The following is a 13530-nucleotide window of genomic DNA, read 5'->3' as shown; positions in this document are numbered from 1 at the left end:
TACAACGCTTTCGCGAGCAGGCTCGCTCCCACAGGAACCGTGGAGACGGATGAAAATGAGTGATTTCAACACCCTCGAACTGCAAAGCGACCCACGCGGTTTTGCGACGCTGTGGCTTAACCGCGCGGAAAAGAACAACGCCTTTAATGCCGAGATGATCCGCGAGTTGATCCTCGCCCTCGACAAAGTCGCCAGCGACGCCAGCCTGCGTTTCTTGCTGGTGCGTGGCCGTGGCAAGCATTTCAGCGCTGGCGCTGACCTGGCGTGGATGCAGCAATCGGCCGAGCTCGATTACCACACCAACCTCGACGACGCCCGCGAACTGGCGGAGCTGATGTACAACCTCGCCAAGCTGAAAATCCCCACAGTGGCCGTGGTCCAAGGCGCAGCGTTCGGTGGCGCACTGGGATTGATCAGTTGCTGTGACATGGCGATTGGCGCCGATGACGCGCAATTCTGCCTGTCGGAAGTGCGCATTGGTCTGGCGCCGGCGGTGATCAGTCCGTTCGTTGTACAGGCTATCGGCGAACGGGCTGCGCGGCGCTATGCGCTGACCGCTGAACGTTTCGGCGGCCAACGCGCACGGGAAATCGGTTTGTTGTCCGAAAGCTATCCCGCCGCTGATCTTGATCAGCAAGTCGAACAGTGGATCAACAACCTGCTGCTCAACAGCCCCGCTGCCATGCGCGCCAGCAAGGATTTGCTGCGTGAAGTCGGCAACGGCGCGTTGACCCCGGCGCTGCGCCGCTATACCGAAAATGCCATCGCCCGCATCCGCGTCAGCCCTGAAGGTCAGGAAGGCTTGCGCGCCTTTCTGCAAAAACGACCACCGAACTGGCAAGCCGCAACCACCACCAAGGAGCCGCGTTGATGAGCGCACCTGTTCTCACCACTCTGCTGGTGGCCAACCGTGGCGAAATTGCTTGCCGCGTGATGCGCACCGCCAAAGCGCTGGGCCTGACCACGGTCGCCGTGCACAGCGCCACCGACCGCGAGGCGCGGCACAGCCGTGAGGCGGACATTCGCGTCGATCTTGGTGGCAGCAAAGCGGCCGACAGTTATCTGCAAATCGACAAACTGATCGCAGCGGCCAAGGCCAGTGGCGCGCAGGCGATTCATCCGGGTTACGGGTTTCTCTCGGAAAACGCCGGATTCGCTCGCGCCATCGAAGCCGCCGGGCTGATTTTCCTCGGCCCACCCGCCTCGGCCATTGATGCCATGGGCAGCAAGTCCGCCGCCAAAGCGTTGATGGAAACCGCTGGCGTGCCACTGGTGCCGGGTTATCACGGTGAAGCGCAGGATCTCGAGACCTTCCGCGATGCTTGCGCGCGTATCGGTTATCCAGTGCTGCTCAAAGCCACGGCTGGCGGTGGCGGCAAAGGCATGAAAGTGGTCGAGGACGTCAGCCAATTGGCCGAAGCCCTCGCCTCGGCTCAGCGTGAAGCGCAGTCATCGTTCGGCGACTCGCGGATGCTGGTGGAGAAATACCTGCTCAAGCCGCGTCACGTGGAAATCCAGGTGTTCGCCGATCAGCATGGCAACTGCCTGTACCTCAACGAGCGTGATTGCTCGATTCAGCGCCGTCACCAGAAAGTCGTCGAAGAAGCTCCGGCACCGGGCTTGTCCCCGGAACTGCGTCGGGCGATGGGCGAAGCGGCTGTGCGCTCGGCGCAGGCGATCGGTTATGTCGGCGCCGGTACGGTGGAGTTTTTGCTCGATGCCCGTGGCGAATTCTTCTTTATGGAGATGAACACCCGACTACAGGTCGAACACCCGGTGACCGAGGCCATCACCGGTCTCGATCTGGTGGCGTGGCAAATCCGTGTTGCCCGGGGTGAAGCGTTGCCGATCACCCAGGATCAAGTGCCATTGAACGGCCATGCGATTGAAGTGCGCTTGTACGCCGAAGACCCTGCGAATGACTTTTTGCCGGCGACCGGGCATCTGGCGTTGTATCGCGAATCGGCTGAAGGGCCGGGGCGCCGCGTTGATAGCGGGGTCGAAGAAGGCGATGAAATTTCGCCCTTCTACGATCCAATGCTCGGCAAGCTGATTGCCTGGGGCGAGGATCGTGAACAGGCTCGATTGCGCTTGTTGAGCATGCTCGACGAGTTTGCGATTGGCGGCTTGAAAACCAACATCAACTTCTTGCGGCGAATCATTGCGCACCCGGCGTTTGCGGCGGCGGAGCTGGATACCGGGTTCATCCCGCGTTATCAGGAGCAATTGTTGCCTGCTCCGGGCATGTTGAGCGATGCGTTCTGGAGCGCGGCGGCGCAAGCCGTGGCGCAGAGTCTGCCGCAATTGGCGCGTCAGGATGATCCTGCTTCGCCATGGTCACTCAACAGCGGTTTGCGCGCGGGTCTGCCAAGGGAAATCAGCCTGCATTTGAGTTGCGAGGGGCAAGATCGCGCTTTGACGTTGAGTACCGATGATCACGCCAGACTGTCCGGCGAAGCACTCATCGTCGAGCACGAGGGCGTTCGTCGTACATTGCGTGCCATCCGCCAAGGGGATTCTCTGTACCTGCAATGGGAAGGTGAGTTGCGGCGCATCGAAACGTACGACCCGATCAGCGCCGTCGAAGCCAGTCACAGCCATCAGGGCGGACTGACCGCGCCGATGAACGGCAGCATTGTCCGCGTGCTGGTCGAGGCTGGGCAATCGGTCGAGGCCGGGGCACAACTGGTGGTGCTGGAAGCGATGAAGATGGAACACAGCATTCGTGCGCCGCATGCCGGGGTGATCAAAGCGCTGTATTGCCAGGAAGGCGAAATGGTCGGCGAAGGCAGCGCTTTGGTTGAACTGGAAGAAGTGTGAACGGCAGGATCGATCCTACGCCTGGCGAGGATCGATCTGACTAGTAACGCGCCGTTGCCTGAACCACAACGCCGATGATTCGACACTCATCAGTCAGCAGGGCTTTCGGCCAGGTCGGATTGAGCGGCACCAGGTAACGCTGGCCGCCCTCTTCGTCCAGCTTGCGGAAGATCGCTTCAGGGCTGTCGGGCCACTGGGCGATCACCAGTTTGCCGGGCACCGCCTCCGCTGCCGGGTCGACCAGAATCAGCATGCCTTCGGCAATGCTCTGGCCACTGGGAGCGGTCATCGAATCCCCCGTCACCGTCAGCCAGAACGCCGGGCCACGCGCGTGGTAATCCGTCAGTTCGAAACGCTGTTTGCCGGATGCCTTCGTGTAGGACGCCGGATCGCTCTCGCGCACCTCGCAGGTCGTCTGCCAATCGCTGACCGGGTAACGGAAGTAAGGGTTGTACTTCTGCGCCAGCGGCATGTCGTCGTCAGATGTTATTTGCGGTTCCCGGATAACCAGCACCACTTCCAGAAAATCCATGCCCAGCGCTTGCAGCACGCGATTCATTTCCGTGATGCCGGGTTCGCGACGCTTGTTCAGCCAATGGCCGATCCCGCCCTGGGACATGCCGACGCGCTCTCCGAGCTCTGTTTGAGTGATTTTGAGTTCACTCATCTTGGCCTTGACCAACTCAATCCATTTATCCATGTGCAGCACCTTACGTCGACGCCTTCGGCCAGCAAAACACATATTGTAGTATTTAAATTCTGGTCACAACTACACAGAGTACTATTCTGAAGGCACGGATTTTCAATCGACCAAGGAGTGCCTCTTCATCATGAATATCAGCAGCAAAGACTTGCCCGATCTGCAAATGGACACCACCTTCACCTCCCCTCAGGGCAATGCGGCAGCGCAGCGAGCGCTGGACTATTACTTGAAACCAGCTGTGTCAGAACCGGCAGTCGACGAACGCTTTTTCGATGTCAGGCGCCATCTCAGTGGCGAAGAAGCCCTGGTGCACGCCTCGGATCTGTTGCGCTGTGCCGCAGCCACTGCGTTCAAAGCAGCCGAAAACCTGCAAGGCGCGAGTCGCGATCTGGCATTTTCAGTGGTGCACATGGTGGATATGGCGCGGGCGATGGTTGACCATTCGCTCGATGGCGATGAAGCCTGAGGGAGAGCAGTGCGGGCGGACAGGAAAGAATTTTCCTATCGCGCAGGTAAAAACATTTGACTTGCAAATGATAATGATTATTATTGCATGCAGCTGGTCGCGAGATCAGTCGATGGACCAGAGACCTTAGGTCGGTCTTCTGGACTATCTCCTCATCAGGCTAATCACGGTTTTTGACCCGGCTTTTTGCCGGGTCTTTTTTTTGCCCGTTTTTCGGGCTTGTGGCTTCAGGCTAATGAAGTCTTTAGGTGCTGCAAATTCGATGGCGCGGATAATATCAAAAGAATATCGCTTGGCAAGCGAAGCCCGGCCAGATTGGGGCAAACTAATGACAATTAGCACTTGAGAATCAATCGCACACTCTCTAAGCTGCTTGCGCGTCATGGAGGACGCCCCCCGCCACACCCCTCAAATCCCCTCGGTTTCAGCCCTGCCTGCGTGTACAGTAACGGCCATAAAAATCATATTCAGGAATCGATTATGACCGTGGCCAAATCTTCGTTCGACATCAGCGCCAACTTCGACAGCGGCAACATCCAAGTCATCGACATCAGCAACCCGCTCAATCCAGTCCTGGCCATTCGCCCGGATACCCGCAGCGCCCATTTTCAGTGGTTCCACTTCAAGGCCAGCGGTCTGCATGTTCATCAGGAACACTGGTTCCGCTTGGTCAACGCCAGCCAGTCCTCCTATAACAAAGCCTGGACCGGCTATCAGGCAGTCGCCTCCTACGACCACGTCAACTGGTTCCGCATTCCAACCAGTTTTGAAGGTGACAGCCTGCGCTTTTGCCTTGAAGCCGAGCAAACCCATGCCTGGTTCGCCTACTTCGAACCCTACAGCCGTGGTCGTCATGACTGGCTGATCGATCAGGCCCTGAGCAAGGCCGGCACCGAATTGCTGGCCACCGGCAAGAGCGTCGAAGGTCGCGATATTCAACTGCTGCGCAAAGGCACCGGCGCCGAAGGTCAGCGCAAAATCTGGATCATTGCTCAACAACATCCCGGCGAACACATGGCTGAATGGTTCATGGAAGGCGTGATCGAACGCCTGGAAAGACACGACGACCCTGTGCTGAACAAACTGCTGGCCAGCGCTGACTTGTACCTGGTGCCGAACATGAATCCGGACGGTGCCTTCCACGGTCACTTGCGCACCAACGCGATGGGCCAGGACTTGAATCGCGCCTGGCAGAACGCCAGTCAGGACGTCAGCCCCGAGGTACTTTTCGTACAACAGCAGATGGAAAAGTACGGCGTCGATCTGTTCCTCGACGTACATGGCGACGAAGAAATCCCCCACGTATTCACCGCCGGTTGTGAAGGCAATCCGGGTTACACGCCGCGCATCGAAAAGCTCGAAGAGCATTTCCGCAGCCACCTGAAACACACCACTAAAGATTTCCAGACCAAGCACGGCTACACCCGCGACGAACCGGGCCAGGCCAACATGACCCTGGCGTGCAACAGCGTCGGACAGAAATACGACTGCCTGTCGCTGACCCTGGAAATGCCGTTCAAGGATCACGACGACCATCCCGACAAGGAAACCGGCTGGTCGGGCAAACGCTCAAAACAGCTGGGCAAAGACGTGCTGACCACCATCGCTGACATGGTTGATACCCTGCGCTGATCCCCTCCTCCGTCCCTGAAAAGATCGCAGCTTGTCTGCGATCTTTTGCTTTCTGCCATTCGTACCTTCGGGCAAACAGGTTGCAAAATAAAACCTGAATCAATACCGTTATCAAGGTTTTATTTTGAAACCTAAAAGGATGCGGGATATGAAACCTCTCAAAAGCAGCACCGTTTTGCTTTTCTCTGTGGCCTGCGGTCTGGCCGTGGGTAATGTGTATTACGCCCAGCCATTGCTGGACGCGATGGCCGAGGCGTTTGCGATGTCGCCGGCGACCATCGGCATCGTCATCACCCTGACGCAAATCGGTTACGGCATCGGTCTGGTACTACTGGTCCCCCTCGGCGATCTGCTCAACCGGCGCCGGTTGATCGTCACTCAAACTCTGCTGTCGGCAGCGTCCTTGTTGATGATCGCGCTGGCGCCCAGCAGTGTCTGGCTGCTGCTCGGCATGACGCTGACGGGGCTGCTCGCCGTGGTCACGCAGGTGCTCGTGGCTTACGCCGCCACCCTGGCGCTCCCGGCCCAACGCGGGCGCGTGGTCGGTGTAGTCACCAGCGGCATAGTGGTGGGAATTCTGCTGGCACGCACAGTCGCCGGCGGCATGGCCGATCTGGCTGGGTGGCGAGCGATCTACTTTCTGTCAGCCGGGCTGACCCTGGTGATGGCGTTGCTGCTGTTTCGAGTTCTACCCAAGCATGAATCGCCACAACCGGCGACTGGCTACATTGCACTGATCGCCTCGGTTTTCGGTTTGTTCAAAGAAGAACCGGTGCTGCGCCAACGCGCGATCCTCGCCCTGCTGACCTTCGCCAGCGCGATGGTGCTGTGGACGCCAATGGTGCTGCCACTGGCCGCCCCACCGCTGTCGTTGTCGCACAGTGAAATCGGACTATTCGGGCTGGCCGGTGCCGCCGGTGCGCTGGCCGCCGCACGGGCCGGGCATCTGGCGGATCGCGGTCTCGGGCAATGGGTCAGCGGTCTTTCGCTGTTGCTGATGCTTGCCTCCTGGCTGCCGATCGCCCTCACCCAATCCTCGTTGTGGGCTTTGTTGCTCGGCGTGATCACCCTTGATCTGGGCCTGCAAGCCGTGCACGTCACCAGCCAAAGCATGATTTACAGTGTGCGCCCCGAAGCGCAAAGCCGTCTCACCGCCGGTTACATGTTGTTTTACTCGATCGGCAGCGCACTCGGCTCCATCGGCTCGACCGCCATGTACGCGTGGGCCGGCTGGATTGGCGTGTGCCTGCTCGGCGCGGGCATCAACGCCGTGGCGCTCGCGTACTGGTGGCTGACCCTGAAAAGCGGCGCACCGGCTCGATGCGCCACTCAAGCGGGTTAACTGCGATCGCGACCGCGCAACATGCTGTCGAGCACTTCGTCGCGGCGGATCCAGCCATGAAACAGCGCCGCCGCCAAGTGCAGCAGCACCGTCAGGAACAGCAGATAGGCCAGATAGCCATGAGCCTTGCGCAAAAACGCGAACAACTGCGCGTCGGCCGGAACGATCGCTGGCAATTGCAACGTTGTGCTGAGCATGACCGGTTCACCCGAGGCGCTGATCATCGCCCAGCCGAGCAACGGCAACACCAGCATCAACGCATACAACAACAGATGCGAAGCCTTGGCCGCCAGCACTTGCCAGCCCGGCAGATCCGCTGGCAACGGTGGCTGGCGAGTGGTCAGTCGCACCAGCAAACGCACAATCACCAGCGCCAGTATCGCGATGCCCAGCGGTTTGTGCAGATGGATCAGCCATTCATGCCGCTCGGAAACCGAGGTGACCATCCCTGCACCGATAAACAGCATGGCGATGATCATCAGCGCCATCAGCCAGTGCAGCAGCCGCGCCAACAGGGCGAAATGCGTCGGTTGGGTTTTCATGGCCGAGCCTCCTGTTTGGCGGCGGGCAACTGGCTGACTTCGCTGGTGCGACGCAGATAGGAATCGGCGTAACCGGCGGAACGGGCCGCGAGCAACGGGTCGTCGGAACCCTGAATCCCGGCCGGCAGCACCAGCGGGTCATAGTTGATGTCACGGCATTCGCCGCTCAGTTGCGGCTGGGTCCTTTCCAGCACCAGCGTGCCCGCATTCAACACCTTGCGCCCCTGGGGCCAGGTCTTGCTGGCGTCGTTCACCGGATCCTCAGGATTGGCCAGAGTGATATTCAACTGAAAGCGCAGCGGCGCGGATGCCAAGCGTTGCACCAGATCCTTCTCGAGAAAATCGCCGCCCTCAGGCGCACTAGCGCCCGCAGCGTCGCGCGCCAACGGCGTCATGCTCCAGCGCACTGCCTGCTTTTTTCCGCTGGCGTCGACCAGATAAAACGCATTGACGCTGTTGTAGGTTTCAGTGGCATAACTGGCCGACGGCTTGGCGGTTTTCACCCAGGTCAGAAACGGCACGGCTTCCGGGTGCGAGGCAAAGAACGCCGGGACCTTGCTCGGATCAGGTTTACCCGTGGCTGGATCCGGCGACTGTGCCTGCTGCAATTGATAAAACGCCTCAGGCGTACCGACCGGGAACACCGGCATGCTGTTCATCCCGGTGCGCCACTGCTGCCCGTTGGCCTGGGTGAACCGCAGCGCCAGACTGCGAATCGGCACGCTGCTGTCCGGTGCATACGGACTGCCCGCCGGCAGCGCGAAACGCCCGACCACCGGCGTCTGCGGTTCGTTGAACACCTGCGCGGTGGAGAATACCCGCGCCTCACCAGTGCTTTCGAAATGCCCGATCACGCACACGCCTTTGGCGTGGTTACGACGAAACCCGGGATGCACGCCGTTGTTCTTCTCCAGCACATCGACCAGCGCTTTTGGCGTCAGACGTTGTGGGTCGAAGTTACCGTGAACGTAGGCAAACGCCCCGGCCACCGCAGCGACTACCACGGCAATGCCGCCCAGACGCAATATCAGGCTCGCGGCACTCAGTGGCGGGCGTTGCGGCCCGCCGGGCGGTGAAGCGTTGGGTGAGGTGCGATCAACCATGAAAAACTCCAGGGCCATCGGCCACAAGTAGGAAGAATCAGCAAGACGCGCCGCGTCCGGGTTTATTCCACACGACGGTATTTATTTTTCCGAACGTGGAATAACCTTCAACGGCGGGCGTCTCCCTAGTCCACAGCGTAGTGACTAGCAGAATTTCATGAGCGAATTCGACGAACAGTTGAGAGAAATCATTCCCAGATTGCGCCGCTTTGCCGTGTCACTGACACGCAACAGCAGCAGCGCCGACGATCTGGTGCAGGCGTGCCTTGAGCGGGCGCTGTCGAGTTGGGGCGATAAACGCGCTGACGGCGACTTGCGTGCCTGGCTGTTTGCGATCCTCTATCGGCAGTTTCTCGACGCCCATCGCCGCTCGCGACGCTACGCGCGGATGCTCGAATTCTTCACCGGTCGCGACGATGCCGAACCCTCGGCGGAGCGCACCGTCATTGCCCAGTCGACCCTGCAAGCCTTCGACCGTCTGCCCACCGAACAGCGCGCCTTGCTGCTGATGGTCTCGGTGGAAGGCCTTTCCTATAAAGAGGTCGCCGAGATTCTCGACGCCCCGATCGGCACCGTGATGTCGCGCCTGTCCCGTGCCCGCCAGGCCTTGCGCCAACTCAGCGACGGCGAAATCAGCAACCCTTCTTTGCGGATACTCAAATGATCAGCCTGCCTCCCAACGAGCGTGACCTGCACGCCTATGTCGACCACCAGCTCAGCGACGTCGACCGGCGTGTGCTGGAGACCTGGCTGGCCAGTCACCCGGACGAAGCGGTGCAGGTGCGCGCTTGGCAACAGGATGCCCAGCAACTGCGCGCGGCACTCAGCGGCGCGTTGCAGCAACCGGCCAATCCGGCGCTTGATCCGGCGATGATTCGCCAGCGCCGTCAGCGTCAGTCACGTCGTCATCTGGCCAGCGCGGCGGTGTTGCTGATTGCGGTCAGTGTCGGCGGCTTCAGTGGCTGGCAGGCGCGGGAAATGACCCTTGTGCGCTCGACCATGCTGCCGATGACCGATGCTTTGCAGGCTTATCGCTTGATTGCCCAGCAAGGCATGCTGCCAGCGGATTACAAAGTCGACAGTGAGGGTGATATGCAACGCTGGCTCGACCGCTATTTCACCCGGGCCAGTCGCTTGCCTGATCTGAAGGCGGCCGGGTTTGAACCGGTCAGCGGACGCCTGCTCAGCACCGACGAAGGCCCGGCAGCGATGGTCATGTATGAGGATGGCAGCGGGCACAAGGTGAGTTTCTACGTGCGCCCGCCGGGCCCGAAAAACACCTTTTTGCCCCGTGGCAGCCGCAGTGATGGCGACTTGCAGGCCGAGTACTGGTCGGGCGGCGGGTATAACTATGCGATGGTCAGCCCGGTCGATACGCCAGCGGCGCAACAGCTCAAGCAATCGCTGCAATTCTGAGAGTTCCACCTCTCCCCTGTGGGAGCGAGCCTGCTCGCGAAGGCGCCAGATCAGTCGCATCGTTGCTGAATGACACACCGCATTCGCGAGCAGGTTCGCTCCTACAAGGGATCAGCTTCAGGCTCAGAAACCCACATCGAGCACGACATTGTCCAGATAAGTTCCCGCCGGCGGTGTGGTCTGGTCGGTGTAGATCTTCGCGTTGTAGTTGAAAATCTGACTGCCCGTGCCCAAGCCGTTCCCCGGATTGACCTCGGCATCGGTACTCGCCCGCCGTGCCGTGCCGACACTGCCCCAGCGCGTGGTACCGGCGCTTTTGAAAATATCGTAGGCCAGATAATTGCTCCCGGAAATCATCCGTCGCCGGCCGCCGACACTCACCGCGTTCTGCCCGTCACTTATCCCCACGGTGTAGGCACTGCCCTTGGTGCAGGCCAGATTGATGGTCTGTCCGGTCACCGGCGTAAAAGCGCTGACCACCGGCGCGCTGCCGAAGGCAATGTTCGGCGCCGTAATCGTGCAGTCGTTGGACACGGTCAGGTTCACCGTCAAAGAAGTCGTGCCGTTGGCGATATCACGCCCGAGGCAAACAGCGCCGATGCCGATCCCCGAACAGTAATTCCAGTTCCAGAAAATACTCAGGGTCTCGGTATACACCCCGGCGGCGACGTTGCTGCCAATGGTGGTACCGAGATACAGCGGCACGGTTTTCGGCGTTGTCCCGTTGAGCAGGCCCAGGGCATCGATGATGCCGTTGCGCGCAAAGTCATAGGCGGTGCCGCGGGTCAGCGGATAGCTGGTGCTGTTGTTGGCGTAGATCGTGTAATTGATGACATCGCCGGTCGGCCCGACCAGACCACTCTGAGTCGATGAAACGGTGCCCCAGAAGTGGTCGTTGCTGGTCAGCAGGGAGAGCAGCGAACCGGTGCAACTCAAACCCGCATTCAGTGTGGAACTGGGCTGCGAAGTCGTGCGCACGGCGATCGAACTGAGCATACCGAACGCCGCCGGTGTGGTGCTGACCACCGAACACGCAGCCTGCACCGCCCCGGGTATAAGCAGTACCAGACATAACAGCCATCGCCGGAACATCATTGGCACACCAACGGGCCAATCAACGGCACCTGATTTTGATTCAGATCGACGCTGAACTGCGCATGACAGGTCTTGCCGTCGGCCAGCGTCACCTGCAGCGAGTTCTGCGCCTGCAGGTTTTCCAGATAGACCAGCCCATCCCAGCCGACGACCGTTCGCGTGCCACTCTGCTCATGCAAAACACCCGCGCCCAGCGGCAACTCGCGCTGCTGCGCGTCGACCAGCACGATGCTCGCGGCAATCACTCGGGTCAGCGGAAACTCCAGCAGATAACCGCTGCCACGCCGTACAGCGATGCGTTGTTCGACGTTGGGGCTGCGCACGTTGGCCGGCAGATTCAGTGGGTCGATTTCATATTTGCCGCGGTAATAGGCGCTGCTCCATGGCACCAGCAAATGACCGTTCTTGTCGGTCTGACCGACCTGCTGATTTTCGTAGCGCACCGGAATGTCGGCAAAACCCTCGGTGCTCACCACCACAAACGCATCGTCGATACGGTTGGCGGCAAACACCTGGCGATCCATCCACACCAGTGAACCACTGGCATCGGCCCATCGGGTTTCGGCGTCGGAAGTGCCATAGACACCGGCCTGCAACTGCACCGATTGCAGACGCCAGGTAACGTCGGCCTGACGATAATCAGCGCCATCACCCTTGGCGTAACCCAGATTGAAACCTACGCCGCCCTCGGTCGGCACCGCGCGGCTGTAGTTGACCCGCTGCTGGCTCTGCCCGGTTTTACTGCGATCACTGCTGATCGCCAGGCTGCCGCGCAGATCGAACGGAATCACCAGTTGCGCCTGCACCGCCCAGTTGCTGTCGCCGATCTCACGGTTGGCCGACAGGTAGAAACTGCTGTTGCGCCACAACGGTTTGCTCCAGCTGAGGTTGAGCAGCCGCGTGCGCGAATCGTCCGCCGCGCGCACATCGAAATAACCCGCACCAAGGCTGCCCCAGCGTTCGAGGTTAAGGCTCAGGGTCGCTTGCTCGCTGCGCCGGCTAAGGCTGATATAGGGGCTGTCGACCACGCTCAAGTCGGCGTATTGATCATGACGTTGCAGCCGCTGATAGGAAAAGCTGAAACGCTGATTGCTGTACTGATAGCCCAGGCTGACCTGGTGACCGCCCTCGCCGTCGAAACGGCTTTGGCTCAGTGCACTGTTGAGCACACCGAAGTTACCGAGCTGCCAATTGCCGCCGAGGCCGCCCAGTGTCAGCGAATCGGCCGCTTCGGCATGGCTTTCCACGGTGAAACTGTCGCTGACGCCATAGCGCAGACTGCCGGAGGTGACACCCGGGCCGTAGTTGAAATCCTTCAAACCATAGTCGCGGCGCAGCGTACCGGCCGCCACGGAAAAATCGCTCAAGCCTTTTTGCAGCAAAGTGCTGGTGACATAGAACGGCACCGTGGTCGAGACCTGACGACCGAGCGCATCAGTGGTCACTACGACGGCTTCGCCCGCACCGTTGATGAACGGAATATTGGTCAGCGTGTATGGCCCGGGCTGCAAATCCGCACTGCTGGACTTGTAGCCATTGATGAACAGATCCACCGAGGACGGCACCGCCGCTTCACCGGCAAATTGCGGTAATGGATAGGTCACCAGATCCGGGCGTACGGCAAAATCCCGAGAAAACTGCACGCCGCCCAGACGCACCGAACTGCTCCACGGCAAAGCACCGCTGATCACGTCACCGGCCTCGTAGGTGAGCATTCGCTCGTCGTCGGAGTAACGCCAGGTGGTGTCGTATCGCAAGTAGCCGTTGTCCAGCGTGTTGAGTGAATCACCGGACAAGGTTTGCCGGTATTGCCCGGTGTTGGACAGCGTGCCCCAACTGTCGAACAGCCGCACTTCGTTCCACGCCGCCAGATAAGTGCCGGCATCGTCGGTGTCATTGAGGTACAGGTCATAGTTGAACAGCGCGCCGAAACTGCTCAGCGCCGGGGTGCGCGGGTAAGCCTGACGATTGCCGATGAATTGTTCCGGCAGCCAGTCCGGCGGCACGTCCAGCAGCAAGCGTTGACCAACACTGTCGTAGTCACTGTGCAGCCCCGCCAGACTGTCGAGATCGACCTCGGCGCCGAGGCTGTCGGGCAGTTTCATGCCGGTTTCGCGCAACGCCGTCGCTGGCAAAAACAAGCGCCCGTCGCGCTGCTGCACCGCCACTACGCGCCCGGTATTCATCTGGTTGACCACCAGTTCCAGAAACAACTGTGCATCACTCACGGCCTCCATGCCGCTGGGAGGCGGCGGCAGATCGCCGGCCCCGGATGGTTGAATGAACATCAGGCAACACGCGCCGGTGATGAGCCACAACGGACGCTGAATACGGCGAACCCGTCCTGGGTTCATACGCGTTTTACGTCCGTCAATGGACTGAATCCTCCTGATACCGCTTGCGTCGACGCC

The 13530-nt window shown here is 60.2% G+C and carries 13 protein-coding genes; 7 read left to right on the top strand and 6 right to left on the bottom strand.

What is annotated here, in order from left to right:
* Positions 1-55 precede the first annotated feature (55 nt).
* A complete protein-coding gene (locus tag KBP52_RS29135; protein WP_212621528.1) occupies positions 56-871 on the top strand; it encodes a gamma-carboxygeranoyl-CoA hydratase in 816 nt (271 codons plus the stop codon).
* Positions 871-2820, top strand: coding sequence for an acetyl/propionyl/methylcrotonyl-CoA carboxylase subunit alpha (locus KBP52_RS29130; protein WP_212621527.1), 1950 nt, complete (start codon positions 871-873; stop codon positions 2818-2820). The genes KBP52_RS29135 and KBP52_RS29130 overlap by 1 nt, the downstream gene beginning before the upstream one ends.
* A 40-nt stretch (positions 2821-2860) precedes the next feature.
* Here KBP52_RS29130 and KBP52_RS29125 read toward each other — a convergent pair whose 3' ends face one another.
* Positions 2861-3520 (bottom strand): S24 family peptidase, encoded by a 660-nt coding sequence (locus tag KBP52_RS29125; protein WP_077573655.1) that lies wholly within the window; start codon positions 3518-3520, stop codon positions 2861-2863.
* A gap of 130 nt (positions 3521-3650) precedes the next feature.
* Between KBP52_RS29125 and KBP52_RS29120 the strand changes: the two genes are divergently transcribed.
* Entirely contained in the window at positions 3651-3989 is a 339-nt protein-coding gene (locus KBP52_RS29120) for a DUF3077 domain-containing protein (protein WP_116030176.1), read from the top strand.
* 144 nt (positions 3990-4133) lie between these two features.
* Here the strand turns inward: KBP52_RS29120 and KBP52_RS29115 are convergent, their stop codons facing one another.
* Positions 4134-4373, bottom strand: coding sequence for a hypothetical protein (locus tag KBP52_RS29115; RefSeq protein ID WP_137219380.1), 240 nt, complete (start codon positions 4371-4373; stop codon positions 4134-4136).
* 96 nt (positions 4374-4469) lie between these two features.
* On the opposite strand from KBP52_RS29115, the gene KBP52_RS29110 reads away from it, so the two are divergent.
* Complete coding sequence (locus KBP52_RS29110) at positions 4470-5621, top strand: M14-type cytosolic carboxypeptidase (RefSeq protein ID WP_137219379.1); 1152 nt, start codon at positions 4470-4472, stop codon at positions 5619-5621.
* A gap of 148 nt (positions 5622-5769) precedes the next feature.
* Positions 5770-6963: an MFS transporter gene (locus KBP52_RS29105; protein WP_212621526.1), complete on the top strand. Its 1194-nt coding sequence runs from the start codon at positions 5770-5772 to the stop codon at positions 6961-6963.
* On the opposite strand, the gene KBP52_RS29100 is transcribed toward KBP52_RS29105, so the two are convergent.
* Both KBP52_RS29100 and KBP52_RS29095 read right to left on the bottom strand, forming a co-directional pair.
* Positions 6960-7505, bottom strand: coding sequence for a cytochrome b (locus KBP52_RS29100; RefSeq protein WP_212621525.1), 546 nt, complete (start codon positions 7503-7505; stop codon positions 6960-6962). The two genes, KBP52_RS29105 and KBP52_RS29100, sit on opposite strands and share 4 nt — an antisense overlap.
* Positions 7502-8608: a catalase family peroxidase gene (locus KBP52_RS29095; RefSeq protein WP_212621524.1), complete on the bottom strand. Its 1107-nt coding sequence runs from the start codon at positions 8606-8608 to the stop codon at positions 7502-7504. The genes KBP52_RS29100 and KBP52_RS29095 overlap by 4 nt, the downstream gene beginning before the upstream one ends.
* Before the next feature lie 157 nt (positions 8609-8765).
* On the opposite strand from KBP52_RS29095, the gene KBP52_RS29090 reads away from it, so the two are divergent.
* Positions 8766-9272 carry a sigma-70 family RNA polymerase sigma factor gene (locus KBP52_RS29090; RefSeq protein WP_123594161.1) on the top strand — a complete coding sequence of 169 codons (507 nt, stop codon included), beginning with the start codon at positions 8766-8768 and terminating at the stop codon, positions 9270-9272.
* On the top strand, positions 9269-10024 hold the full coding sequence (locus KBP52_RS29085) for an anti-sigma factor (RefSeq protein ID WP_212621523.1): 756 nt from the start codon (positions 9269-9271) through the stop codon (positions 10022-10024). Before KBP52_RS29090 ends, KBP52_RS29085 begins: the two co-directional genes overlap by 4 nt.
* A gap of 123 nt (positions 10025-10147) precedes the next feature.
* Here KBP52_RS29085 and KBP52_RS29080 read toward each other — a convergent pair whose 3' ends face one another.
* Entirely contained in the window at positions 10148-11119 is a 972-nt protein-coding gene (locus KBP52_RS29080; RefSeq protein WP_212621522.1) for a spore coat U domain-containing protein, read from the bottom strand.
* The gene (locus KBP52_RS29075) at positions 11116-13473 is read right to left on the bottom strand and encodes a fimbria/pilus outer membrane usher protein (protein ID WP_212621521.1); all 2358 of its coding nucleotides are present in this window, start codon (positions 13471-13473) and stop codon (positions 11116-11118) included. Before KBP52_RS29075 ends, KBP52_RS29080 begins: the two co-directional genes overlap by 4 nt.
* Positions 13474-13530 lie beyond the last annotated feature (57 nt).

The organism is Pseudomonas sp. SCA2728.1_7 (assembly GCF_018138145.1).
Taxonomy (GTDB): Bacteria; Pseudomonadota; Gammaproteobacteria; order Pseudomonadales; family Pseudomonadaceae; genus Aquipseudomonas; species Aquipseudomonas koreensis_A.
The sequence above is the reverse complement of the archived record's forward strand: the minus strand, read 5'-3'. Positions and strand labels throughout refer to the sequence as shown.

What these genes read in the sequence shown, in the direction of transcription:
- KBP52_RS29130 (WP_212621527.1), top strand. Translation starts at nt 871, where the DNA reads ATGAGCGCACCTGTTCTCACCACTCTGCTGGTGGCCAACCGTGGCGAA.
- KBP52_RS29115 (WP_137219380.1), bottom strand. Translation starts at nt 4,373, where the DNA reads ATGACGCGCAAGCAGCTTAGAGAGTGTGCGATTGATTCTCAAGTGCTA.
- KBP52_RS29105 (WP_212621526.1), top strand. Translation starts at nt 5,770, where the DNA reads ATGAAACCTCTCAAAAGCAGCACCGTTTTGCTTTTCTCTGTGGCCTGC.
- KBP52_RS29085 (WP_212621523.1), top strand. Translation starts at nt 9,269, where the DNA reads ATGATCAGCCTGCCTCCCAACGAGCGTGACCTGCACGCCTATGTCGAC.
- KBP52_RS29120 (WP_116030176.1), top strand. Translation starts at nt 3,651, where the DNA reads ATGAATATCAGCAGCAAAGACTTGCCCGATCTGCAAATGGACACCACC.
- KBP52_RS29100 (WP_212621525.1), bottom strand. Translation starts at nt 7,505, where the DNA reads ATGAAAACCCAACCGACGCATTTCGCCCTGTTGGCGCGGCTGCTGCAC.
- KBP52_RS29080 (WP_212621522.1), bottom strand. Translation starts at nt 11,119, where the DNA reads ATGATGTTCCGGCGATGGCTGTTATGTCTGGTACTGCTTATACCCGGG.
- KBP52_RS29075 (WP_212621521.1), bottom strand. Translation starts at nt 13,473, where the DNA reads ATGAACCCAGGACGGGTTCGCCGTATTCAGCGTCCGTTGTGGCTCATC.
- KBP52_RS29135 (WP_212621528.1), top strand. Translation starts at nt 56, where the DNA reads ATGAGTGATTTCAACACCCTCGAACTGCAAAGCGACCCACGCGGTTTT.
- KBP52_RS29090 (WP_123594161.1), top strand. Translation starts at nt 8,766, where the DNA reads ATGAGCGAATTCGACGAACAGTTGAGAGAAATCATTCCCAGATTGCGC.
- KBP52_RS29095 (WP_212621524.1), bottom strand. Translation starts at nt 8,608, where the DNA reads ATGGTTGATCGCACCTCACCCAACGCTTCACCGCCCGGCGGGCCGCAA.
- KBP52_RS29125 (WP_077573655.1), bottom strand. Translation starts at nt 3,520, where the DNA reads ATGGATAAATGGATTGAGTTGGTCAAGGCCAAGATGAGTGAACTCAAA.
- KBP52_RS29110 (WP_137219379.1), top strand. Translation starts at nt 4,470, where the DNA reads ATGACCGTGGCCAAATCTTCGTTCGACATCAGCGCCAACTTCGACAGC.